Source organism: Geobacillus sp. BK01 (genome assembly GCF_052220245.1).
GTDB lineage: Bacteria > Bacillota > Bacilli > Bacillales > Anoxybacillaceae > Geobacillus.
This window is the reverse complement of sequence record NZ_JBQPTH010000003.1, coordinates 98,388-118,510: the sequence shown is the minus strand read 5'-3', so window position 1 is coordinate 118,510 and position 20,123 is coordinate 98,388. Positions and strand designations below refer to the sequence as shown.

At 54.3% G+C, this 20,123-nt stretch carries 20 protein-coding genes; 17 read left to right on the top strand and 3 right to left on the bottom strand.

The annotated features are described in order from the left end of the window. Positions 1–25: 25 nt before the first annotated feature. From ACTVDO_RS04740 to narI, 4 genes are read left to right on the top strand one after another with little or no spacing between them, the layout of a single operon-like run. A complete protein-coding gene (locus tag ACTVDO_RS04740; RefSeq protein WP_020958908.1) occupies positions 26–3,709 on the top strand; it encodes a nitrate reductase subunit alpha in 3,684 nt (1,227 codons plus the stop codon). Beyond that, positions 3,699–5,231, top strand: a complete 1,533-nt coding sequence (gene narH / locus ACTVDO_RS04735) for a nitrate reductase subunit beta (RefSeq protein WP_442901142.1) — start codon at positions 3,699–3,701, stop codon at positions 5,229–5,231. Before ACTVDO_RS04740 ends, narH begins: the two co-directional genes overlap by 11 nt. After that, a complete protein-coding gene (narJ, locus tag ACTVDO_RS04730) occupies positions 5,206–5,766 on the top strand; it encodes a nitrate reductase molybdenum cofactor assembly chaperone (protein WP_442901141.1) in 561 nt (186 codons plus the stop codon). Before narH ends, narJ begins: the two co-directional genes overlap by 26 nt. Beyond that, positions 5,763–6,455, top strand: coding sequence for a respiratory nitrate reductase subunit gamma (narI, locus tag ACTVDO_RS04725; RefSeq protein WP_020958911.1), 693 nt, complete (start codon positions 5,763–5,765; stop codon positions 6,453–6,455). Before narJ ends, narI begins: the two co-directional genes overlap by 4 nt. Before the next feature lie 63 nt (positions 6,456–6,518). On the opposite strand, the gene ACTVDO_RS04720 is transcribed toward narI, so the two are convergent. Beyond that, positions 6,519–7,229, bottom strand: a complete 711-nt coding sequence (locus ACTVDO_RS04720) for a Crp/Fnr family transcriptional regulator (protein ID WP_442901140.1) — start codon at positions 7,227–7,229, stop codon at positions 6,519–6,521. 222 nt (positions 7,230–7,451) lie between these two features. Here ACTVDO_RS04720 and modB point away from each other — a divergent pair, with 222 nt between their 5' ends. Together modB and moaA are read left to right on the top strand one after the other, a co-directional pair. After that, positions 7,452–8,114: a molybdate ABC transporter permease subunit gene (modB, locus tag ACTVDO_RS04715; protein WP_020958913.1), complete on the top strand. Its 663-nt coding sequence runs from the start codon at positions 7,452–7,454 to the stop codon at positions 8,112–8,114. 55 nt (positions 8,115–8,169) lie between these two features. Beyond that, on the top strand, positions 8,170–9,195 hold the full coding sequence (moaA, locus tag ACTVDO_RS04710) for a GTP 3',8-cyclase MoaA (RefSeq protein ID WP_020958914.1): 1,026 nt from the start codon (positions 8,170–8,172) through the stop codon (positions 9,193–9,195). 94 nt (positions 9,196–9,289) lie between these two features. On the opposite strand, the gene ric is transcribed toward moaA, so the two are convergent. Continuing rightward, positions 9,290–9,997: an iron-sulfur cluster repair di-iron protein gene (ric, locus tag ACTVDO_RS04705; RefSeq protein ID WP_442901139.1), complete on the bottom strand. Its 708-nt coding sequence runs from the start codon at positions 9,995–9,997 to the stop codon at positions 9,290–9,292. Between the two features lie 239 nt (positions 9,998–10,236). Between ric and ACTVDO_RS04700 the strand changes: the two genes are divergently transcribed. The 7 genes from ACTVDO_RS04700 (at position 10,237) to ACTVDO_RS04670 (ending at position 14,774) form a co-directional block, all read left to right on the top strand. Beyond that, on the top strand, positions 10,237–11,193 hold the full coding sequence (locus ACTVDO_RS04700) for a methyl-accepting chemotaxis protein (protein WP_442901138.1): 957 nt from the start codon (positions 10,237–10,239) through the stop codon (positions 11,191–11,193). 53 nt (positions 11,194–11,246) lie between these two features. Further along, positions 11,247–12,506, top strand: coding sequence for a molybdopterin molybdotransferase MoeA (locus ACTVDO_RS04695; RefSeq protein ID WP_020958917.1), 1,260 nt, complete (start codon positions 11,247–11,249; stop codon positions 12,504–12,506). Next, on the top strand, positions 12,503–13,003 hold the full coding sequence (mobB, locus tag ACTVDO_RS04690; protein ID WP_020958918.1) for a molybdopterin-guanine dinucleotide biosynthesis protein B: 501 nt from the start codon (positions 12,503–12,505) through the stop codon (positions 13,001–13,003). The genes ACTVDO_RS04695 and mobB overlap by 4 nt, the downstream gene beginning before the upstream one ends. After that, positions 13,000–13,467: a molybdenum cofactor biosynthesis protein MoaE gene (locus tag ACTVDO_RS04685; protein ID WP_020958919.1), complete on the top strand. Its 468-nt coding sequence runs from the start codon at positions 13,000–13,002 to the stop codon at positions 13,465–13,467. The genes mobB and ACTVDO_RS04685 overlap by 4 nt, the downstream gene beginning before the upstream one ends. Next, a complete protein-coding gene (gene moaD / locus ACTVDO_RS04680) occupies positions 13,464–13,694 on the top strand; it encodes a molybdopterin converting factor subunit 1 (protein ID WP_020958920.1) in 231 nt (76 codons plus the stop codon). The genes ACTVDO_RS04685 and moaD overlap by 4 nt, the downstream gene beginning before the upstream one ends. A 5-nt stretch (positions 13,695–13,699) precedes the next feature. Beyond that, on the top strand, positions 13,700–14,428 hold the full coding sequence (locus ACTVDO_RS04675; protein WP_020958921.1) for a YwiC-like family protein: 729 nt from the start codon (positions 13,700–13,702) through the stop codon (positions 14,426–14,428). A gap of 157 nt (positions 14,429–14,585) precedes the next feature. Continuing rightward, positions 14,586–14,774, top strand: coding sequence for a hypothetical protein (locus ACTVDO_RS04670; RefSeq protein WP_128754817.1), 189 nt, complete (start codon positions 14,586–14,588; stop codon positions 14,772–14,774). Positions 14,775–14,866: 92 nt separating this feature from the next. On the opposite strand, the gene ACTVDO_RS04665 is transcribed toward ACTVDO_RS04670, so the two are convergent. Beyond that, positions 14,867–15,550 carry a Crp/Fnr family transcriptional regulator gene (locus ACTVDO_RS04665; RefSeq protein WP_020958923.1) on the bottom strand — a complete coding sequence of 228 codons (684 nt, stop codon included), beginning with the start codon at positions 15,548–15,550 and terminating at the stop codon, positions 14,867–14,869. A gap of 319 nt (positions 15,551–15,869) precedes the next feature. On the opposite strand from ACTVDO_RS04665, the gene argC reads away from it, so the two are divergent. Genes argC through ACTVDO_RS04645 form a run of 4 tightly spaced genes read left to right on the top strand, consistent with a single transcriptional unit; the run spans position 15,870 to position 20,099 of the window. Next, complete coding sequence (gene argC, locus ACTVDO_RS04660) at positions 15,870–16,904, top strand: N-acetyl-gamma-glutamyl-phosphate reductase (RefSeq protein ID WP_020958924.1); 1,035 nt, start codon at positions 15,870–15,872, stop codon at positions 16,902–16,904. A 16-nt stretch (positions 16,905–16,920) separates the two neighbouring features. Further along, the gene (argJ, locus tag ACTVDO_RS04655; RefSeq protein ID WP_020958925.1) at positions 16,921–18,153 is read left to right on the top strand and encodes a bifunctional ornithine acetyltransferase/N-acetylglutamate synthase; all 1,233 of its coding nucleotides are present in this window, start codon (positions 16,921–16,923) and stop codon (positions 18,151–18,153) included. A 12-nt stretch (positions 18,154–18,165) separates the two neighbouring features. Beyond that, positions 18,166–18,942 (top strand): acetylglutamate kinase, encoded by a 777-nt coding sequence (gene argB / locus ACTVDO_RS04650; RefSeq protein WP_020958926.1) that lies wholly within the window; start codon positions 18,166–18,168, stop codon positions 18,940–18,942. Then, positions 18,939–20,099, top strand: coding sequence for an acetylornithine transaminase (locus ACTVDO_RS04645; RefSeq protein WP_020958927.1), 1,161 nt, complete (start codon positions 18,939–18,941; stop codon positions 20,097–20,099). The genes argB and ACTVDO_RS04645 overlap by 4 nt, the downstream gene beginning before the upstream one ends. Positions 20,100–20,123 lie beyond the last annotated feature (24 nt).

Here is a 20,123-nt window from a genome sequence, read left to right as displayed (position 1 = left end):
GGAACGAAAGGAGAGGGAAAACGGCATGAACCAAAAGCCTACCCCATTTTGGCAGAAATTAAAATACTTTGGCCGGTCAGAAAAAATTGCCGGTCACGCAGAACTGTCGCCATACGGACGGGATGCTGAAAAGACGTATCGCCGCCGCTGGCAGCATGACAAAGTCGTCCGCACTACTCACGGGGTGAACTGCACAGGCTCGTGCAGTTGGAAAGTGCATGTGAAAGACGGCATTATTGCGTGGGAAACGCAGCAAACCGACTATCCGACGACAGGGCCGGATATGCCGGAGTACGAACCGCGCGGTTGTCCGCGGGGCGCGAGCTTTTCGTGGTATACATACAGCCCGCTGCGCGTCCGCTACCCGTATGTGCGCGGGGCGCTTTTGAAATTGTGGAAGGAAGCGCTGGCGCACGAAGGCGATCCTGTTGCCGCCTGGAAGGCTATTGTCGAAGACCCGGAAAAGGCGAAACGATACAAACGGGCGCGCGGCAAAGGCGGATTCGTCCGGGCGGCATGGGATGATGTGTATACGATGATCGCCGCTTCCCTTATTTATACGATCCAGACGTATGGTCCGGATCGCATTTTCGGCTTCTCGCCGATTCCGGCGATGTCGATGGTCAGTTATGCGGCAGGAGCCCGTTTTTTGAATTTAATTGGCGGGGCGCTGCTCAGCTTTTATGACTGGTATGCCGATTTGCCGCCGGCTTCCCCGCAAATATGGGGAGAACAAACGGATGTGCCGGAAAGCTCAGACTGGTTTAACTCCAGCTATATGATCGTATGGGGATCCAACTTGCCGCAAACGCGCACCCCGGATGCCCACTTTTATGTCGAGGCGCGCTACCGGGGGACAAAAGTCGTCGCCATTAGCCCTGACTATGCGGAATTTGTGAAATTTGCCGACAACTGGCTGCCGGTGCAGCCGGGAATGGACGGAGCGCTGGCGATGGCCATGACGCATGTAATTTTGAAAGAATTTTACGTTGACCAAACGGCCGATTACTTTATGAATTATGCGAAAACGTACACCGACTTGCCGTTTTTAGTCATGTTAAACAATCAAGGGAACCGCTATACAGCCGGCCGCTTTTTGCGGGCGAGCGATCTTGGCATGCCGCTTCAGTATGCGGAATGGAAAACGGTCATATGGGATGAGAGGTCACAGACATTTGCCGTGCCAAACGGAACGATCGGACACCGTTGGGAGAATAACGGCAACTGGAACTTGCGGCTTGACGACATGGACAACCGGCGGCTCGGGCTTCAGCCTGCCTTGACGCTTCTCGGACAGCAAGATGATACGGTGATCGTCCAATTTCCGCATTTTGAAGCCGGGAAAAAGGCGGTGATTGAGCGCGGCGTTCCGGTGAAAGCCATCAAACAAAACGGCGAGACGGTATACGTGACGACCGTATTCGATTTATTGCTCGCGAAAATGGGCGTCGGCCGTGGGCTCCCCGGCGACTATCCGTCCGATTATGATGATATGAAGCCGTACACGCCGGCTTGGCAAGAAGCGATTACTGGCATTGACCGAAAGACGGCCGCACAAATCGCCCGCGAATTTGCGCAAAATGCGCTCGATTCCAAAGGACGCTCGATGATTGTGATGGGTTCGGGCATTAACCATTGGTACCACTCTGACGCCATTTATCGGGCCGTTTTGAACCTTGTGCTGCTGACAGGCTCGCAAGGGGTGAACGGCGGCGGATGGGCGCATTACGTCGGCCAAGAAAAAGTGCGCCCGCTCGAAGGCTGGCAGACGATCGCGATGGCGCGCGACTGGGGAGGGCCGCCGCGGCTGCAAAATGGAACGTCGTTTTTCTATTTCGTGACCGAACAATGGAAATACGAAGACCAAAACATGAACGAGCATGTATCTCCGCTCGTGGAAAAGCCGCGATATGAGCACGGCGGCGATTACAACTATTTGGCGGCCCGGTTAGGCTGGCTGCCGTCTTATCCGCAGTTTAACGTCAACAGCCTTGCGCTCGTGGAACAGGCGAACGCGAAGACGAATGAAGAAGCTGTTCAATATGTCGTTCAGCAAATCAAAAAAGGAACCATCAAGTTTGCCATTGAAAATCCGTCCGACCCGGTCAATTTTCCACGCGTGATGTTTGTCTGGCGTGCCAATTTGATCGGCAGTTCGGCCAAGGGGCATGAGTACTTTTTGAAGCATTTGCTTGGCACCCATCATGCGAATTTAAGCGAACAAAACGATGAACTGAAAACGAGCGAGATCGTTTGGGATGAAAACGCGCCGGAAGGCAAACTTGATTTAATGGTCAATATCGATTTTCGCATGGCCGGGACCGGTCTATATTCAGACATCGTGTTGCCGGCAGCGACGTGGTATGAGAAGTACGATGTAAGCAGCACGGATATGCACCCGTTTGTCCATCCGTTCAATCCGGCAATCGCACCGCCTTGGGAGGCAAAATCGGACTGGGACTTCTTTAAAGGATTGGCCAAAACGTTTTCCGAGCTGGCTGTCCGCTATTTTTCCAAACCGGTGCAAGATGTCGTCGCCGCGCCGCTTTTGCATGATACGCGCGATGAAATCGCCCAGCCGTTTGGGGTGGTGAACGACTGGAAAGACGGGACGGCCGATCCGGTTCCGGGCGTGAATTTTCCGCGCTTGCACATTGTGGAGCGGAATTATGCTGAAGTGTATAACAAATTTGTGGCGCTCGGCCCGGTCGTCCGCGAGCAAATCGGGGCGAAAGGGCTTAGCTGGGACGCTAAGGAACAGTACAAATGGCTGCTTGATACGCTCGGTTCTTCTGCGCTTGAAGGTCCGTATAAAGACTGCCCGAGCCTGCTGACAGACCGCGATGCAGCGGAGGCTATTTTGGCGCTTTCTAGCACAACGAACGGCGCATTGGCGCTGAAGGCGTGGGGGGAAATGGAGAAAAAGACGATGCAGCCGCTAAAGGATTTGGTCATGGAACGGGCGGAAGAACATATTACGTTCCATTCGATTACGGTCCAGCCGCGGCAAGTGTTGACAACCCCGGTTTTCAGCGGGAGCGAAACCGGAAACCGGCGCTACTCCCCGTTTACGACGAACGTTGAGCGGCTCATCCCATGGCGGACGTTGACCGGAAGGCAACATTTTTATTTGGATCATGAGCTCATGTTTGAGTTTGGCGAAGAGCTGCCGACGTTTAAAGCGCCGCTGCAGAAGCTCGCTTTTTACAGCCATGACCGGCGCCCGAACGTAGGCGGCAAAGAACTTACCCTCCGTTACTTGACGCCGCACTTTAAATGGTCGTACCACAGCACATATGGGGATACCGTTCCGATGTTGACGATGTTTCGCGGCGGTCCTCACGTATGGCTGAATACCGATGACGCCGCTGAAGTCGGCATCGCTGACAACGACTGGATGGAAATGTATAACCGCAACGGGGTGGTCGTCGCCCGGGCGGTCGTCAGCCATCGACTGCCGCGCGGGGTGGCGTTTATGTACCATGTGCAGGAACGCCATATTAACGTGCCTGGTTCGCCGATCAGCAAATTGCGCGGCGGCACGTTTAACAGCCCGACCCGCATTCACGTCAAGCCGACGCAAATGATCGGCGGTTATGCGCAATTAAGCTACGGCTTTAATTACTATGGGCCGACAGGAAACCAGCGCGATGAACAAGTCGTGATCCGCAAGCTGGAAAAAGGAGAGGTGGATTGGCTTGAGAGTTAGAGCGCAGTTTGGCATGGTGATGAATTTGGATAAGTGCATCGGCTGCCATACGTGCAGCATTACGTGCAACAACACATGGACGAACCGCCCCGGCGCCGAGTACATGTGGTGGAACAATGTGGAGACGAAACCGGGCATCGGCTATCCGAAAGAATGGGAAAACCAAGACTCGCAAAAAGGCGGCTGGGTGCTCAAAGACGGGAAGCTTGAGCTGCGCGCCGGCGGCCGGGTGAACAAACTGTTAAACATTTTTTATAACCCCAATATGACGGTGATCGACGACTACTATGAACCGTGGACATACGACTATGAACAACTGATCAACCGTCCGGAAGGGGAGCATCAGCCTGTCGCCCGGCCTAAATCGCAGCTGACCGGCGAATATATGGACGTTACATGGGGACCGAACTGGGAGGACGATTTGGCCGGGGTTTACGAAACAGGGACGCGCGATCCGAACATCAAAGGGATCGAAGAGAAGGTGAAATTTGAATTCGAACAAACGTTTATGATGTACTTGCCGCGCATTTGCGAGCACTGTCTGAACCCGCCTTGTGTATCTTCATGTCCGTCCGGAGCGATTTATAAGCGGGATGAGGACGGCATTGTGCTCGTCGACCATGACGCGTGCCGGAGCTGGCGCTTTTGCGTGACCGGTTGCCCGTATAAGAAGGTGTATTTTAACTGGAAAACGCATAAAGCGGAGAAATGCACGTTTTGTTTTCCGCGCATTGAAGTAGGGATGCCGACGGTTTGTTCAGAAACGTGCGTCGGCCGGCTGCGCTATATCGGCATTGTGTTTTACGATTTGGACCAAGTGGAGGCAGCCGCCTCGGTGCAAGATGAAAAAGAACTGTACCGCGCCCATTTGCGCATCTTTTTAAATCCGTACGATCCGGAAGTCATCAAGGCGGCGCGTGAGGCTGGATATACGGACGACTGGATCGAAGCGGCACAGCGCTCGCCTGTCTATAAACTCGCTGTTGAGCAGCAAATTGCGCTCCCGCTTCATCCGGAATACCGCACGTTGCCAATGGTTTGGTACGTTCCGCCGTTAAGCCCGATCATGGGGGCGTTTGACGGCGGATTGGACGATATCAACCCGCATGTCGTCTTTCCGGCGATTGACCAAATGCGCATCCCGATTGAATATTTGGCGAACTTGTTGGCGGCCGGTGATACGGATGTGATTCGCACCGTATTGAAAAAAATGGTGGCGATGCGCAGTTATATGCGGGCAGTGAATTTAGGAAAAGAGCCGGATCGGAGCATATTGGAAAAGGTAGGAATGGATGAGCATACGGTCAAAGAGATGTATAAACTTTCCGCCGTCGCGAAATATTCCGACCGGTATGTCATTCCGTCCTCCCACCGCGAGAAAGCCGGCAATGCGTTTTACGGGCAAGGCACGGCCGGCTATGCGTTTATGGAATCTTGTTCCGGCTGTTCTGAATATGAGGCGGACCGTTTTCACCAATTTTATTGGGGGGATGAGGATGGAAGAGCATCAGAAACTATTTAAACTCGCTTCCATTTTGTTGCAATATCCGGAACAAGAATGGCTGAAAGACGAACAGCTGTTTTATGAAATTTCCCAGCTCGCCAACCGTACGGCTCGCAAACGGTTTTTGCAGTTTCTTGACTATACGAAAACAAAAGATATTGACGAGCTATGCGAACTCTATGTGAGAACCTTTGATTTGAGTGACCGAACGACGATGTATATGACATACTACTTGTTTGGCGACCAAAAGGAGCGCGGCCAGGCGCTGCTGAAATTAAAAGAAGAGTTTCGCCGAGCCGGTTTGGAACTGGCCGGGGATGAGCTGCCCGACTATTTGCCGCTCATGCTTGAATTTGCATCGGTCGCTCCGGCAAGCAGCGCAAGGAAAGTGCTTCTTGTTCACGAACAAGCCATCAAGGAGCTGACCGCTAAGCTCCAAAAAACCGGTCACCCGTATTTCTTTGTGTTCGCCGGCTGTCTGGCAGGCATCGCCTCTTTTCTTGAGAAAACAGCGAAACGTGACATTCCGGTTAGAACGGAGGAGGCTACATGACGCTGCTTGATCAGTTTCTCTGGGTCATTTACCCGTATATTATGTTGACGCTGTTTGTCGCCGGTCATATTTACCGTTACAATACCGACCAGTTTGGCTGGTCGGCCAAATCGAGTGAGTTTCTTGAGAAACGGCGGTTGCGTTGGGGAAGCGTTCTGTTTCACTGGGGCATTCTCTTTGTGTTTCTCGGTCATGTTGCCGGTATTTTAGTGCCGAAAGCGTTTTATGAAGCGATCGGGATTACCGAGGAGATGTACCACTTTGGGGCGGTTTGGTTTGGCGGCGCCGCCGGCGTGGCGACCGTAATCGGGGTTGTGCTGCTTTTATGGCGCCGGCTCAGCGTTCGCCGCCTTCTCCGTCATAGCAGCAAAAGTGATATCGTCGTATTGGTGCTGCTGACCATTGTCATTTTGACAGGCTTTACAAATACGGTCGGATACACAGCGACCGGCGGGACGTTTGACTATCGGGATACGATTGGCCCGTGGTTTCGCGGTATTTTAACGTTTCGGCCGCTGCCGCAGCTCGTCAGCAATGCGCCAGTCGGGTTTCAAATTCATATTCTTTCCGCCCTGTTGTTATTTGGCATTTGGCCGTTTACCCGTCTCGTGCATGTGTGGAGCGTCCCATTGACATATTTAAACCGGCGTTACGTCGTCTACCGCCGGATGCGGGCGAAAAAAATTTAACGAAAGAGCCGGGCTGTCCGCAGAGGAGCGGTTGGCAACCTTCCGGGACAGCCCGCGCCTTGTTCACTCAATGCAGCAAATATCCGCCGGGCAATCTTCGCATTGGATTTCTGTTTTCAAATAGTTCAAGTCATGGACGGTAATTTTCCCCCGCTTCATCGAGATAATCCCTTCCTGTTTTAAGGCGTTGAGCATCCGGTTGACGCTTTCGCGCGTCGTGCCGCAAAAGTTGGCTAAATCTTGGTTTTTCAATGTGACATCAATAAAAATGCTTCCGTCCTCAAGCGGGACGCCATAACTGTTGCAAAGGCGAATGAGCGTCGAGTAAAGCGCTCCTTTTTTGCCGTTCATGATCAAATCGCGAAACTTTGTCTGTGTCCGCCGGGCATGCTTGCTGATCCAACGCATATATTCGAGGGTAAGGGTGGGGTTGATCAGCAGCTGTTCCTCCAGTTCACTTTTATTTACCACTGCCGCTTCACCGGATTCGATCACTTTGGCCGTCAATAAATAACGCGGATCGTTCGTAAATAGTGTCAGCTCGCCGACAATTTCCCCACTTCCGCAAATACGGAAGCACATTTCTTTTCCATCCGGGCAAATTTTGCTCACTTGCACTTTGCCGGAAAGGATCAAATACAGCTCATTGGCTGGCATGCCTTCCTGAAACAAAAACGAGTGCTTGCGAAGCGGAATCACTTTTTTGGACGACTGAAGCAACGAACGCAAGTGGGAGAAATCATGATTCATTGCAGTGCGGCTTTCGCCGTTCATTGTCGGCACCTCCATTTGTTCAGCTACTTCTATTGTAAAAAACATCACAGCGGGAGAGAGTGAAAAAAATCACCGTTTGTCCTCTTTTTGTGCGGGTTGTCACAAATTTTTCTAAATCGGATTTCTATGCACATATGATACAATCAATGTGAGCAGCATCACAGCATATGGCCGCTCATTTTCGTATAGTGAGATGGAGATGTAACAGAGAAGGGTTGATTCATGGCGGAATTTTGGTCACCGGTTTGGTTATCAATAAATGTATCGCTTCTTGCCGGCGTGATTGTCGCGATCCTCGGGACAGCGGCGGCAAAGCGGATGGCGCGCCGCCGGTTTCGCGGGAAGACGATCGTCGAGACGGTGTTGATGCTGCCGTTGGTGCTGCCGCCGTCGGTGGTCGGGTTTTTGCTCGTTGTGCTGTTTGGCCGCCATAGCCCGATCGGACGGTTGATGGAGACGTGGTTTCACACAACGATATTGTTTACGCCCGGCGCCGCGGTGTTGGCGGCGGTCGTCGTGTCGTTTCCGCTCATGTATCAGGCGGCGAAAGCGGGGCTCGAAGCGGTCGATCCGGCGATTGAAGGGGCGGCGCGCATCGATGGGGCGAACGAGCGCCAAGTGTTTTGGCATATTTCGCTGCCGCTGGCCAAACACGCGTTATTCTCCGGGGCGGTGCTGTCGTTTGCCCGCAGCCTCGGGGAGTTTGGCGCGACGCTCATGTTTGCCGGGAATATCCCGGGCAAAACGCAGACGATTCCGACCGCTGTCTATATGGCGATGGAATCAGGAGAGATGAAATTAGCGTGGGCATGGGTGGCGGTCACGATCGGGTTGTCATTCAGTTTATTGGCTTGTGTGACCAAACTCAGCCGTTTGCAACGATAAAGAAACAGGCCGCTTGAACGTGATGCGGCCCATAAACGAGAAAGGAGGGAGCGCCATGGAAGAGCGCGACCGGATGAAGATCACCGACCGCCTCTCCCGCCCGCTGCGCGATTTGCGGTTGTCGGTCACCGATCAATGCAATTTTCGCTGCGTCTACTGCATGCCGGCAGAGGTGTTTGGGCCGAATTTTCGCTTTTTGGCGGAAGACCAGCTGTTAACCGTTGATGAAATGGCGCTGTTGGCGGAATGTTTTGTCGAGCTTGGGGTCGAAAAAGTGCGCCTGACCGGCGGCGAGCCGCTGCTTCGGCGCGACCTTGATGCGCTTATTGAGCGGTTGTCCATGATTCCCGGCTTGCGGGACGTTGCCCTTACGACAAACGGCATCCATTTGGTGAAATGGGCGAAACGGCTGAAAGCGGCCGGGTTGAAGCGCGTCAACGTCAGCTTGGATGCGTTGGACGATGACATTTTCCGCAAAATGAACGGCATCGGCGTCGGCGCCGCTCCGGTGTTGAAAGGCATTGAAGCGGCGCGCAAGGCCGGGCTTGGCGTCAAAGTGAACATGGTCGTCAAAAAAGGGTGGAACGATTCACAAATCGTGCCGATGGCGGCTTACTTTAAAGAATTGGGCATCCCGCTCCGCTTTATTGAATTCATGGATGTCGGCACGACGAACGGCTGGGATTTTTCCTATGTCGTGACGAAAAAGGAGATTTATGAACAAGTCCATGCCATGCATCCGCTCGAGCCGGTCGAACACGAGTACTTCGGGGAGGTGGCGAGCCGCTACCGCTACGTCGGCACGAACGTCGAAGTCGGCTTTATCGCCTCGGTGACGGAAGCGTTTTGCCAAAGCTGCACGAGGGCGCGCATTTCCGCCGATGGCAAGCTGTATACGTGCCTGTTTGCGGCGAATGGCGTGTCATTGAAAGACAAACTGCGTGCCGGCGCGGGGAAAGAAGAGCTGAAGGCGCTCATTACGGCCATCTGGAACCGGCGGACGGACCGCTATTCGGAAGAACGGACGGCGGAGACGGCAAAACAACAGCGGAAAATTGAGATGTCGTATATTGGCGGATAAACAAACAGGATCGCTCCTTAACTCGGGAAGCGATCCTGTTTTTATGCGTTGGTCGCGTTTCAACCGTGCCAATGGCTTGTCTTGTTTACTCTGCTCACGCCTTCACCGCCGCCAACACGCGCGGAAAGAGGATGTTGTTTTCCAAATGGATGTGCGTAAACAAGTCGTCCTCAAGCGCGGCGAGTCGGTTGTAGACGAGCCGGTACGTGCCGCATGCGTCTTCCGGCGGGGTGAAATCGTTTGTGATTTCACGAATTTCTTTGATGAGATCACCGGCGACATCATGCTCATTGACGAGTTCGCGAACGGCCTGTTCGACCGCCTCCCGGTTTTCCGGGGATGGGTTGTCGGCAAATTGCAAAATGAGTGGGAATGCGCCCGTTTCCTCCTTAATCAAGTGTTGCTCAAGCTCCGTTTTTAACTCATGGAACAGTTTATGCACCCGGGAAAGATGTGGGTGATGCATGCCGTGCACGCGCAACACTTTCGTGACATACGGGCTGAGCTGCGGCAGTTCCTCGTTCAAATAGCGGTGATGCGTTCTTACAATATGATCGACGAGTTCGTCGAGCGGCGCTTCATTCCAGTTTCCGGTTGGCTTGTTTTGCGCTTCGTTATACAAGGTGTTCAGCTGGTGAAGGAGCGCTTTGCCGTCCAGCCCGCGCTCTTCGATGGCCTCTTTTAACGGGCGCTGCCCGCCGCAGCAAAAATCAATGCGCTGCGCTTTAAACAAATCCGCTGCTTTCGGAAAGACAGTGACAATATCGCCAATTAACGATTGTTCGGTAAACCGCTGTTCCATTTCGGATCCCTCCATCGTCAAATCATTACAGCTTCAGCATACCTTGTTTTGGTCGCCAACGTTGTGATACATCTCACACAAGCAAAAAAAAGCGGACAACAAGGAAATGTGATCAACATCACAACAGTGTCTCTCTTCCTTCTTGTACAATAAAACAGACGAAATATATAAATAAGGAAAACAACGGTGAATACGCCATATGGAAAGTGTGAACTGCCGAAAAAAGAGGAGGAGTCAGCATGTGGCCGCTGGCCAAGGCAAGCCGCTGGGAGGAAGAAAAAAAGGAACTTGAACGCCGGATTGAAGAGATGAAACAACAGCTTGTAAGGCAAGAAACGGCCATTCGTGAAACAGTGGCCGGACTGCTTGAGGAATGGCAGGAAATTGTCCGCCAACATGAACTCGTCAACGGGCAGCACCATGTCTTGGGCGATTTAGTGGAAAAAACGAAAGAAAAAGTGGATAATGTCCGTACGCTCAGTCAATCGTCATACGCCATCTCCGGGCGCCTGCGCGAGCAGGGGACGGCTTTGGCGGACACCGCCGGGCAGATGGTGGCGGCGGCGAAAGAAGGGATTCGCATGTCCGGGGAGGTTGAGCAGGCGATCGGGCAGCTCGGGGCGGAAATGGAGACGACATCGGCTGCGATGCATCGGCTGCGCGACCGTTCGCAAGAGATCGAGCAAATCGTCAAAGTCATTAAAGAAATCGCCGGACAGACGAATTTGATTGCCTTAAACGCCTCGATTGAGGCGGCCCGCGCCGGGGAGCATGGAAAAGGATTTTCCGTCGTTGCCGCCGAAGTCAGGAAACTGGCTGAACATACGGCAGACAGCACGGAAACGATCCACCAGCTCACCGATGCGGTGCAGCAAGAAATTCAACGGTCGCTCGTACAGACTGACGCCATTTCATCTATCATTAACACGGTAGTGCAAATGAGCATCAATACATCGCGAACATGGTCGGCGATGATCGGGTTGATCGATCAAGTCGAAAAACGGGTCAGTGGCGTGTTAAACGATATTCAAGAACAGTTTCGTTATGCCGATGAAGTGATGCAAGAGCTTGAGCGGTCGGCCGCTTTGTTTGGGGAAACGCGGGCGATGATTTTGCAACATATTGATGATGCCAGCGTCGTTGATGAAAAATTGGCCAAAACCATTAGACAGCTGCAAGATTGGAAATCATTGTGATAAAACGATAAAATGGACTTAGTGAAGTGAATAAAAGAAAGGAGAGAACACCGTTGGTGGAAAAACGAACCCCGATTCCGGTTGCGGAAGCGATCAATCGGGTGATGCGTTATGCCGGGAGAGGGGAAGAAGAGGTGGTGCCGCTTCGGCAGTCGTACGGTCGCTATTTAGCCGAGGATTTGCTCGCCGACCATGACGTGCCGCCGTTTGATCGCTCGCCGTACGATGGGTTTGCCATTCGCGCCGCCGATTCGGAAGGAGCGGGGCTGGATCATCCCGTCGAGTTTGAAGTTATTGAAGCGATCGGCGCCGGGCAAGTGGCGAAGCAGCCGGTCGGCCCGTTTCAAGCGGTGCGTCTGATGACCGGAGCGCAAATTCCCGACGGGTGCGATGCCGTCGTCATGCTCGAGCTCGCCAAACAGTACGAGCGGGACGGGAAGACGTACATGGCCATCAAGCGCCCGTTCCGCCCCGGCGACAACATTTCGTTTCAAGGGGAAGACGCGAAAAAAGGGCAGCCGTTAGTCGAAAAAGGAACGCGCATCAATCCCGGGGTGGCGGCGCTCTTGGCGACGTTCGGCTATGCGGAGGTGAAAGTGGCAAAACGGCCGCGCATCGGCATTTTTGCGACCGGCAGCGAACTGCTCGACGTCTCCGAGCCGCTCGTGCCGGGGAAAATTCGCAACAGCAATGCTTACATGATCGAGGCGCAAGTGCTCAACAGCGGCGCCGAGCCGGTTTATTTCGGTCAGCTTGCCGATGACCTGGACGCCTGCTTCGCCGCGGTGCGCGAGGCGCTCGATCAAGTGGACATGCTCATTACAACGGGCGGCGTTTCGGTCGGCGACTTCGATTATTTGCCCGCTATTTACGAGCGGCTTGGGGCGAATGTGTTGTTTAACAAAATCGCCATGCGCCCGGGAAGCGTGACGACCGTCGCGGAATGGGACGGCAAGCTGCTGTTCGGCTTATCCGGCAACCCGTCGGCGTGCTACGTCGGATACGAACTGTTCGTCCGTCCGGTTGTGCGCACGCGGCTCTTTTCGGCCAAGCCGCATTTGAAAAAAGCGAAAGCCACCCTTGGCGCCGAGTTTCCGAAGCCGAATCCGTTCACCCGCTTCGTGCGCAGCCGGGTGGAGGCGGTTGACGGGCGGCTTGTCGTGAAGCCGGTCGGCATGGACAAATCGAACATCGTCACTTCGCTCGCGGCAGCGAACGCCTTAATGGTGCTGCCGGGCGGAACGCGGGGGTTTGCGGCCGGCGATGAGGTCGACGTGTGGCTTTTGAATGACGATGAGGGATCAAGCGAATGAACGTCTGGCAAGTCGTCGGCTATAAACATAGCGGCAAGACGACGCTTGTCGAAAAATGGGCGGCGGCCGCTGTCCGGGAAGGATGGCGCGTCGGGACGGTGAAGCATCACGGCCATGGCGGCGAACCCGCCCGGCCCGAAGGCGTCGATTCCGTCCGCCACGAGCGGGCCGGGGCGGTGGCCACAGCGGTCGAAGGGGATGGGCTGTTGCAGCTTCATCTCCGCCGGCCGCTATGGCGGTTGGATGACGTGTTGGCGCTCTATGCGCCGCTTCGGCTCGATCTCGTGTTGGTTGAAGGCTACAAACAAGAGCGGCATCCGAAAGTCGTGCTTGTGCGCTCGGCGAAAGATTGGGCGTCGCTCCAGCACCTTGCCGACATTCGCGCCGTCATCGCCTGGGAGCCGCTTCCCGAACCGCTGTCATACCCGGTGTTTTTGCTGGCGGACGATGATGAATATATTCCATGGCTCATAAATGAGGTGAGAACGCGAACATGACCGAACCGTTGTTTGTCATTACCGACCGGCCGATTTCGGTCGAGGATGTGATGAAAAAAGTGATGCGCCCGGAAGCGGGGGCGGTTGCTGTCTTTGCCGGGACGGTGCGCGAATGGACGAACGGCAAGCGGACGCTGTTTTTGCAATATGAGGCGTACGTGTCGATGGCTGAGAGCATGCTCGCGCGAATCGGGGCGGAAATTGCGGAGAAATGGCCGGGGGCGAAAACCGCCATCACCCACCGGATCGGGCGGCTTGAGATCGGCGACATCGCCGTCGTCATCGCCGTTTCTTCGCCGCACCGCGCCGAAGCGTATGAAGCGAACCGCTACGCCATCGAACGGATCAAGCAAATCGTGCCGATTTGGAAAAAAGAGCAATGGGAGGACGGAAGCGCCTGGGTTGGCGACCAGCTTGAAACAACGGCGTACCCGTCTGGAAAACCGGAGGTGAAAGAGGAATGATCCGTCTGTTGTTTTTCGCCCATTTGGGCGAGCAAATCGGCGAACGGGAAGTGACATGGCCGCACGTCCCGGAAACAGTAAAAAAGCTGAAAGACGAAGTGGAAGAGCGCTATGGCGTCTCGCTTGAGCGCGTCATGACGGCGATCAATGAGGAATATGCCCGCGACGAGGCGCCGCTTCACGCCGGCGACACGGTCGCCTTTATTCCACCAGTAAGCGGAGGATGAGACCAATGGCAAACAAAAGCAAATGGGTGATGCCAAAACAGCACGGCGCCTGGGCGATGCTCATCATCCCGTTTTGGCTCGGGGCGTATGCGGGCGGGCTTTCATGGATTCACGCGCCGCTTTTTCTCGCCTGGCTTGCCCTCTATTTAGCAACATATCCGCTTTTAATGGCGGTGAAAACGAAGCGGAAAGACCCGTACGTACCTGCCGCCGCCCGCTACGGCACCATCGCCGCCCTAGGGCTTGTCGTCTCCCTTTGGCAGCAGCCGGCGCTTTTCTACTTCGGGCTCGCCATGGTGCCGTTTTTCTTGGTGAACACATACTATAGCAAGAAAAAGAACGAGCGCGCCTTTTGGAACGACGTGGCGGCCATTGCGGCGTTTTGCATCGGCGGCCTCGCCGCCTTTTACGCCGGACGCGGGGCGTTGACGCTCGAAGCGTTTGAACTCGCCTTGTTTTCCTTCCTCTTTTTCCTCGGCAGCACGTTTTACGTGAAAACGATGATTCGGGAAAAGAAAAACGAGCGGTACAAATGGCTGTCATGGGGCTACCATGCCCTGCTCATTGCCGGCCTTATCGCCATCGGCGAGACGTTCGCCGTTTTGGCCTACGCACCGAGCGTCATCCGCGCCGTTTATTTATACGGCAAGTCGCTGCCGATCATGAAACTGGGCATCTTGGAAATCACCAATGCAGCGTACTTTTTCATCGCGATGATCGTGCTCTATTCTTGAATGAACCCCGCACTCGAGCCGAAAACGGGCCGTTGGGGTTTTTTTCTTTTGCTTTTTTCCACAAGGAGCATAATCAATGGGAATCATCGTGTTTTACCAGTCTTTTCGGTAAAATAAGAATGGGGGCTATATTGGTCAATGAGCACGATGAGGGGGGATGATGGTGATGGAAAAACTAATGACGGCAGAAGAAATCTTAGAAGCCATTCAACCCATGAGCAATGAGGAGCGATGGAAATGGCTTGATAAAATGTTTGTTTCAAAAAAGCAAAGGCCGTCCCCGGGCGCCGAGAACAGCCTTCTCTTTTATCATCCTGAACCGAGAAGCTTCCACTTCGACGCGTGAGCGTAAGTGGGGAGAAATCGGGATTTGCCGTTACTCTTCCTCCTCGAAGCGTACGCGTAGGTGGGAGAGCGTTCAATTGCCGCACCTGTTTGTCACTCGATGCTGCACAGCTCGGGCGGGCAACCTTCGCAGGCGATTTCGTTGCGCAAGTATTGCAGGTCGTGGACGTGGATTTTTCCTTTCTCCACGGAGATGACGCCTTTTTTCCGCAAATCGCCGAGCATGCGGTTGACGACTTCGCGGGCGGTGCCGCAAAAGTTGGCAAGCTCTTGGTTCGTCAGCGGCACGTCGATCAAAATGCCGTCTTCTTTCATCACCCCGTAGCTGTTGCACAGACGGATGAGCGTTGAATAAAGCGCCCCTTTTTTGCCATGTAAAATGAGGTCGCGGAATTTCGTCTGCGTTTTGCGGAAATGAAGGCTCATCCATTTCATAAACTCAATCGCCAGTTTCGGGTTGTTGGCCAGCTCTGTCTCGAGCGTTTCACGCCGAATGGCGGAAACGGTGCCGTCTTCGAGCACTTTCGCCGTCAGCATGTAGCGGGCGCCGGGGCAAAAGAGCGTCAGCTCGCCGATCAAGTCGCCTTGGCTGCAAATGCGCAGCGTCAGTTCCTGACCGTCCATGTTCGTTTTGCTGATTTGGATTTTGCCGGATTGTATATAGTAAATGTCGTCTGCTTTTTCCCCTTCTTGAAACAAGAACGTCCCTTTCTTGACCGGAATTGTGCGGTAAATGGTTGTCAACAACTCCCGCAGTTCCGAAGATATACGATCCATTCCATCACAACCTTCTATTTACATATAACCCTATAAGAAAATTTTACAGTAAAGAAAAGGGAAGTCAATATAAATACAGTGGAAATATTGAAAAATTGTTGAACATTTGTTTAGGGAATGTCCCTTTTTCATTTTAAAGGAACGTCGGCCCGAACAGGAACGAAAAAGCTTGATCGGACACCTACATCAGCTTTGGCGTTCGCTGTTTTGTAGAGAGAGGAGAAAAATTCCGCAAAATTATTAAATATACATTTGATTTTATTTTTATACAGTATTATAATGAAAACTACATGAGGCATACGGATGAGGGGGAACGGTTATGGACGTAGCCATTATTGGAGCGACGGGGTACAGCGGCGCAGAGCTGGTCCGCTTGTTGCACGGGCATCCGCATGTGAGCCGCTGCGATGTGTTCTCATCGTCTCAGGACGGAATGCATTTATCGGAAAGTTTCCCGCACGTCGGTGATATCGGTGGTGCGGTGTTGCATAAACTTGACATCGAGGCGCTTTCCCGTTATGATGCGGTTTTTTTCGCCACGCCGCCTGGAGTGTCGGGGGAGTGGGCGCCGGCGCTTGTCGACCGGGGAGTGAAGGTGGTTGATTTATCGGGCGATTTCCGTTTGCAAGACGGGGCGGTGTACGAACAATGGTACGGGCGGCCGGCCGCGTCTGCGGAATATTTGGCAAAAGCCGTATATGGGCTGACGGAGTGGAACCGGGAGGCGATCCGCGGGGCCGTGCTTTTGTCCAACCCGGGCTGCTATCCGACGGCGACGCTGCTTGGTCTCGCCCCGCTTGTTAAAGAAAGGCTCATTGAAGAAGACTCGATCATCGTGGACGCCAAATCGGGCGTATCGGGGGCGGGACGGAAAGCCGGGCTCGGGACGCATTTTTCCGAAGTGAACGAAAATGTGAAAATTTATAAAGTGAACGCCCACCAACACATTCCGGAAATTGAGCAAATGCTGCAGACGTGGAATGAAGCGGTGGCGCCGATCACGTTCAGCACTCATTTGATCCCGATGACGCGAGGCATTATGGCGACGATCTATGCGAAGGCGAAACAGCCGCTTTCGCTTGGCGACTTGGTCGATTTATATAAAACAAGTTATAAAGATTCGCCGTTTGTTCGCATCCGCAAGCCGGGGCAGTTTCCGGCGACGAAGGAAGTGTATGGCTCGAACTATTGCGACATCGGCCTCGCCTACGATGAGCGGACGGGACGGGTGACGGTCGTGTCGGTGATCGACAACTTGATGAAAGGCGCTGCCGGGCAGGCGGTGCAAAACTTCAATTTGATGATGGGCTGGGATGAGGCTGAGGGCCTCCACTCCTTGCCGATGTATCCGTGAGGGAAGGGGAAAAACGATGACGATCACAAAACAAACGGGGCAAGTGACGGCGGTCGCCGACGGAACAGTGGTCACGCCGAAAGGATTTCAAGCGGCCGGAGTGAATGCCGGGCTGCGCTATTCGAAAAAAGATTTAGGAGTTATTGTCTGCGATGTGCCGGCTTCGGCGGCGGCAGTGTATACGCAAAGCCGTTTTCAGGCGGCGCCGCTGAAAGTGACGCAAGAGAGCCTTGCCGCCGAGCAAAAACTGCAAGCCGTCATCGTCAACAGCGCGTGTGCGAACGCCTGCACCGGTGCGCAAGGGCTTAAAGACGCCTATGAAATGCGCGAGCTGTGCGCGAAGCAGTTTGGGTTGGCGCCTCATTATGTGGCGGTAGCTTCCACCGGCGTCATTGGCGAATGCTTGCCGATGGAGAAAATCCGCGCCGGCATCAAACAGCTCGTCCCAGGGGCGACAGCGGCGGATGCAGAGGCGTTTCAAACAGCGATTTTAACGACCGATACGGTGATGAAACACGCTTGTTACGAAACGACGGTCGACGGCAAAACGATCACTGTCGGCGGGGCGGCGAAAGGGTCGGGGATGATCCATCCGAACATGGCGACGATGCTTGCCTTCATCACGACCGATGCCAACATTTCTTCACCGGTGCTTCAGGAGGCGCTCCGTTCGATTACGGATGTGTCATTCAATCAAATTACCGTTGACGGCGATACGTCGACGAACGATATGGTCGTTGTGATGGCGAGCGGGCTTGCCGGAAACGGCGAATTGACGCCGGATCATCCGGATTGGGAATGCTTTTACGAAGCGCTGCGGAAAACGTGCGAAGACTTGGCGAAACAAATCGCCAAAGACGGCGAAGGAGCGACGAAGCTCATTGAAGTGCGCGTGCGCGGCGCGAAAACGGACGATGAGGCGAAAAAAGTGGCGAAGCAAATCGTCGGTTCGAACTTGGTGAAAACCGCGGTCTACGGCGCGGATGCCAACTGGGGGCGGATCATCGGCGCGATCGGCTATGCGGATGCAGACGTCAACCCGGACAATGTCGACGTCGCGATCGGGCCGATTGTGATGCTGAAAGGAAGCGAGCCGCAGCCGTTCTCGGAAGAAGAAGCGGCGGCGTATTTGCAGCAAGAGACCGTCGTCATTGAGGTCGACTTGCACATGGGCGATGGTGTCGGCGTTGCGTGGGGCTGCGATTTGACATACGATTATGTGAAAATTAACGCCAGTTACCGGACGTAAGGGGAGAGAGAAATGGGAAAAACGGTCGTCATCAAATGCGGCGGCAGCGTGTTAGAAGAGCTGTCCCCCGCCTTTTTTGCCAGCGTGAACGCGATGCGGGAACAAGGGATGGATGTCGTTATCGTCCACGGCGGCGGGCCGGAAATCGGACAGATGCTCAAAACGCTTCGCGTATCGAGCGAGTTTGTCAACGGTTTGCGCAAAACGACAAAAGACGTGCTCGCCGTTGTGGAAATGGTGCTCTCCGGCAAAGTGAACAAACAGCTTGTCACGATGCTCACGCAGCACGGGCTGCCGGCGGTCGGCATTTCCGGTGTGGACGGCGGGCTGCTGGAAGCCGAACCAATTGATTTGGCCAAACTTGGCTATGTCGGCCGTGTGAAAACCGTTCGTTCCCAGCTGTTGCGCACGCTGCTTGCGGCCGGCTACATTCCGGTGATTTCTCCGCTTGGCGCCGACCAAAACGGGCAAACGTACAACATTAATGCCGATACGGCCGCCGGGGCGGTTGCGGCCGCGATCGGCGCCGGTGAGCTCGCGTTTGTGACGAACGTGCCCGGCATTTTGCAAGACGGCGCGCTCGTTAAGGAAGCGACAGCCGAAACGGTCGAGCAGTTGATTGAGGATGGCGTCATCACCGGCGGGATGATTCCGAAAGTGAAGGCGGCGCTCTCCGCCTTATCTGACGCGTTGCCGAAGGTGATGATCGTCAGCGGCAAAACGCCGTTTTACCAGAACGGAACATGGCAAGGGACAACGATTCGCAAAGAAGTGGGGGTCTATTTATGAGCGCGCTGTTTCCGACCTACAACCGTTGGAACATCGCCGTTCAAGCGGCGGAAGGGGCGGTTGTGACCGATGTGAACGGAAAACAATATCTTGATTTTGTCTCCGGCATTGCTGTCTGCAATCTCGGGCATCGTCATCCGCACGTGCAAAAGGCGGTTGAAACGCAACTGAATCAATATTGGCATGTCTCAAACTTATTTACGATTCCGATTCAAGAGGAAGTGGCCGCACAGCTTGTCGCCCATAGCGCCGGTGATTATGTCTTTTTCTGCAACAGCGGGGCGGAGGCGAATGAAGCGGCGCTGAAGCTGGCGCGCAAACATACTGGGAGACATAAAGTCATCACATTCCGCCAGTCGTTTCATGGCCGCACGTTTGCGACGATGGCGGCGACCGGGCAAGAGAAAGTGCATAGCGGCTTCGGTCCGCTTCTTTCAGAATTCGTCCATTTGCCGTTTAACGATGTGGCGGCGCTTAAGCAGGCGATGGGCGAGGACGTGGCGGCAGTCATGCTTGAAGTCGTCCAAGGGGAAGGCGGTGTCCGCCCGATTGACCGGGCGTTTTTGCAGACGGCAGCGGAGCTGTGCCAAAAACACGGTGCGCTCTTGATCATCGATGAAGTGCAAACCGGCATCGGCCGGACCGGAAAGCCGTTTGCTTATCAGCATTTCGGCATCGAGCCGGACATCATGACAGCTGCCAAGGGGCTTGGCAGCGGCATTCCGGTTGGCGCAATGATCGGCAAAGCGTTTTTAAAAGATTCGTTCGGCCCTGGGGTGCACGGGTCGACGTTTGGCGGCAATCCGGTCGCGATGGCGGCGGCGAAAGCGACGTTGGACGTCGTGTTTGACCCGGCGTTTTTGCAAGAGGTGCAAGAAAAGGGACGCTATTTGCTTGAACGGTTAACCACAGCGCTTACTGCGTTTGACATCGTTACGGATGTGCGCGGGCTCGGGTTGCTTGTCGGGATCGAGTGCCAAACAGACGTTGCCCCGCTCTTGCCTGTGATTCACGAAAACGGCTTGCTCGTCCTCTCGGCGGGGCCGAAGGTGATTCGCCTGCTGCCGCCGCTTGTCGTGACAAAAGCGGAAATCGATCAAGCAGTCGACGTGTTAGCGGCCGTGTTGAAACACGCTAATGCCTCAGCCGTCTTGTGATCGGGCGGTTGACGGCTTCATTTT

What these genes read in the sequence shown, in the direction of transcription:
- ACTVDO_RS04740 (WP_020958908.1), top strand. Translation starts at nt 26, where the DNA reads ATGAACCAAAAGCCTACCCCATTTTGGCAGAAATTAAAATACTTTGGC.
- narJ (WP_442901141.1), top strand. Translation starts at nt 5,206, where the DNA reads ATGGAAGAGCATCAGAAACTATTTAAACTCGCTTCCATTTTGTTGCAA.
- narI (WP_020958911.1), top strand. Translation starts at nt 5,763, where the DNA reads ATGACGCTGCTTGATCAGTTTCTCTGGGTCATTTACCCGTATATTATG.
- ACTVDO_RS04720 (WP_442901140.1), bottom strand. Translation starts at nt 7,229, where the DNA reads ATGAACGGCGAAAGCCGCACTGCAATGAATCATGATTTCTCCCACTTG.
- modB (WP_020958913.1), top strand. Translation starts at nt 7,452, where the DNA reads ATGGCGGAATTTTGGTCACCGGTTTGGTTATCAATAAATGTATCGCTT.
- moaA (WP_020958914.1), top strand. Translation starts at nt 8,170, where the DNA reads ATGGAAGAGCGCGACCGGATGAAGATCACCGACCGCCTCTCCCGCCCG.
- ric (WP_442901139.1), bottom strand. Translation starts at nt 9,997, where the DNA reads ATGGAACAGCGGTTTACCGAACAATCGTTAATTGGCGATATTGTCACT.
- ACTVDO_RS04700 (WP_442901138.1), top strand. Translation starts at nt 10,237, where the DNA reads ATGTGGCCGCTGGCCAAGGCAAGCCGCTGGGAGGAAGAAAAAAAGGAA.
- mobB (WP_020958918.1), top strand. Translation starts at nt 12,503, where the DNA reads ATGAACGTCTGGCAAGTCGTCGGCTATAAACATAGCGGCAAGACGACG.
- ACTVDO_RS04685 (WP_020958919.1), top strand. Translation starts at nt 13,000, where the DNA reads ATGACCGAACCGTTGTTTGTCATTACCGACCGGCCGATTTCGGTCGAG.
- moaD (WP_020958920.1), top strand. Translation starts at nt 13,464, where the DNA reads ATGATCCGTCTGTTGTTTTTCGCCCATTTGGGCGAGCAAATCGGCGAA.
- ACTVDO_RS04675 (WP_020958921.1), top strand. Translation starts at nt 13,700, where the DNA reads ATGGCAAACAAAAGCAAATGGGTGATGCCAAAACAGCACGGCGCCTGG.
- ACTVDO_RS04670 (WP_128754817.1), top strand. Translation starts at nt 14,586, where the DNA reads ATGATGGTGATGGAAAAACTAATGACGGCAGAAGAAATCTTAGAAGCC.
- ACTVDO_RS04665 (WP_020958923.1), bottom strand. Translation starts at nt 15,550, where the DNA reads ATGGATCGTATATCTTCGGAACTGCGGGAGTTGTTGACAACCATTTAC.
- argC (WP_020958924.1), top strand. Translation starts at nt 15,870, where the DNA reads ATGGACGTAGCCATTATTGGAGCGACGGGGTACAGCGGCGCAGAGCTG.
- argJ (WP_020958925.1), top strand. Translation starts at nt 16,921, where the DNA reads ATGACGATCACAAAACAAACGGGGCAAGTGACGGCGGTCGCCGACGGA.
- argB (WP_020958926.1), top strand. Translation starts at nt 18,166, where the DNA reads ATGGGAAAAACGGTCGTCATCAAATGCGGCGGCAGCGTGTTAGAAGAG.
- ACTVDO_RS04645 (WP_020958927.1), top strand. Translation starts at nt 18,939, where the DNA reads ATGAGCGCGCTGTTTCCGACCTACAACCGTTGGAACATCGCCGTTCAA.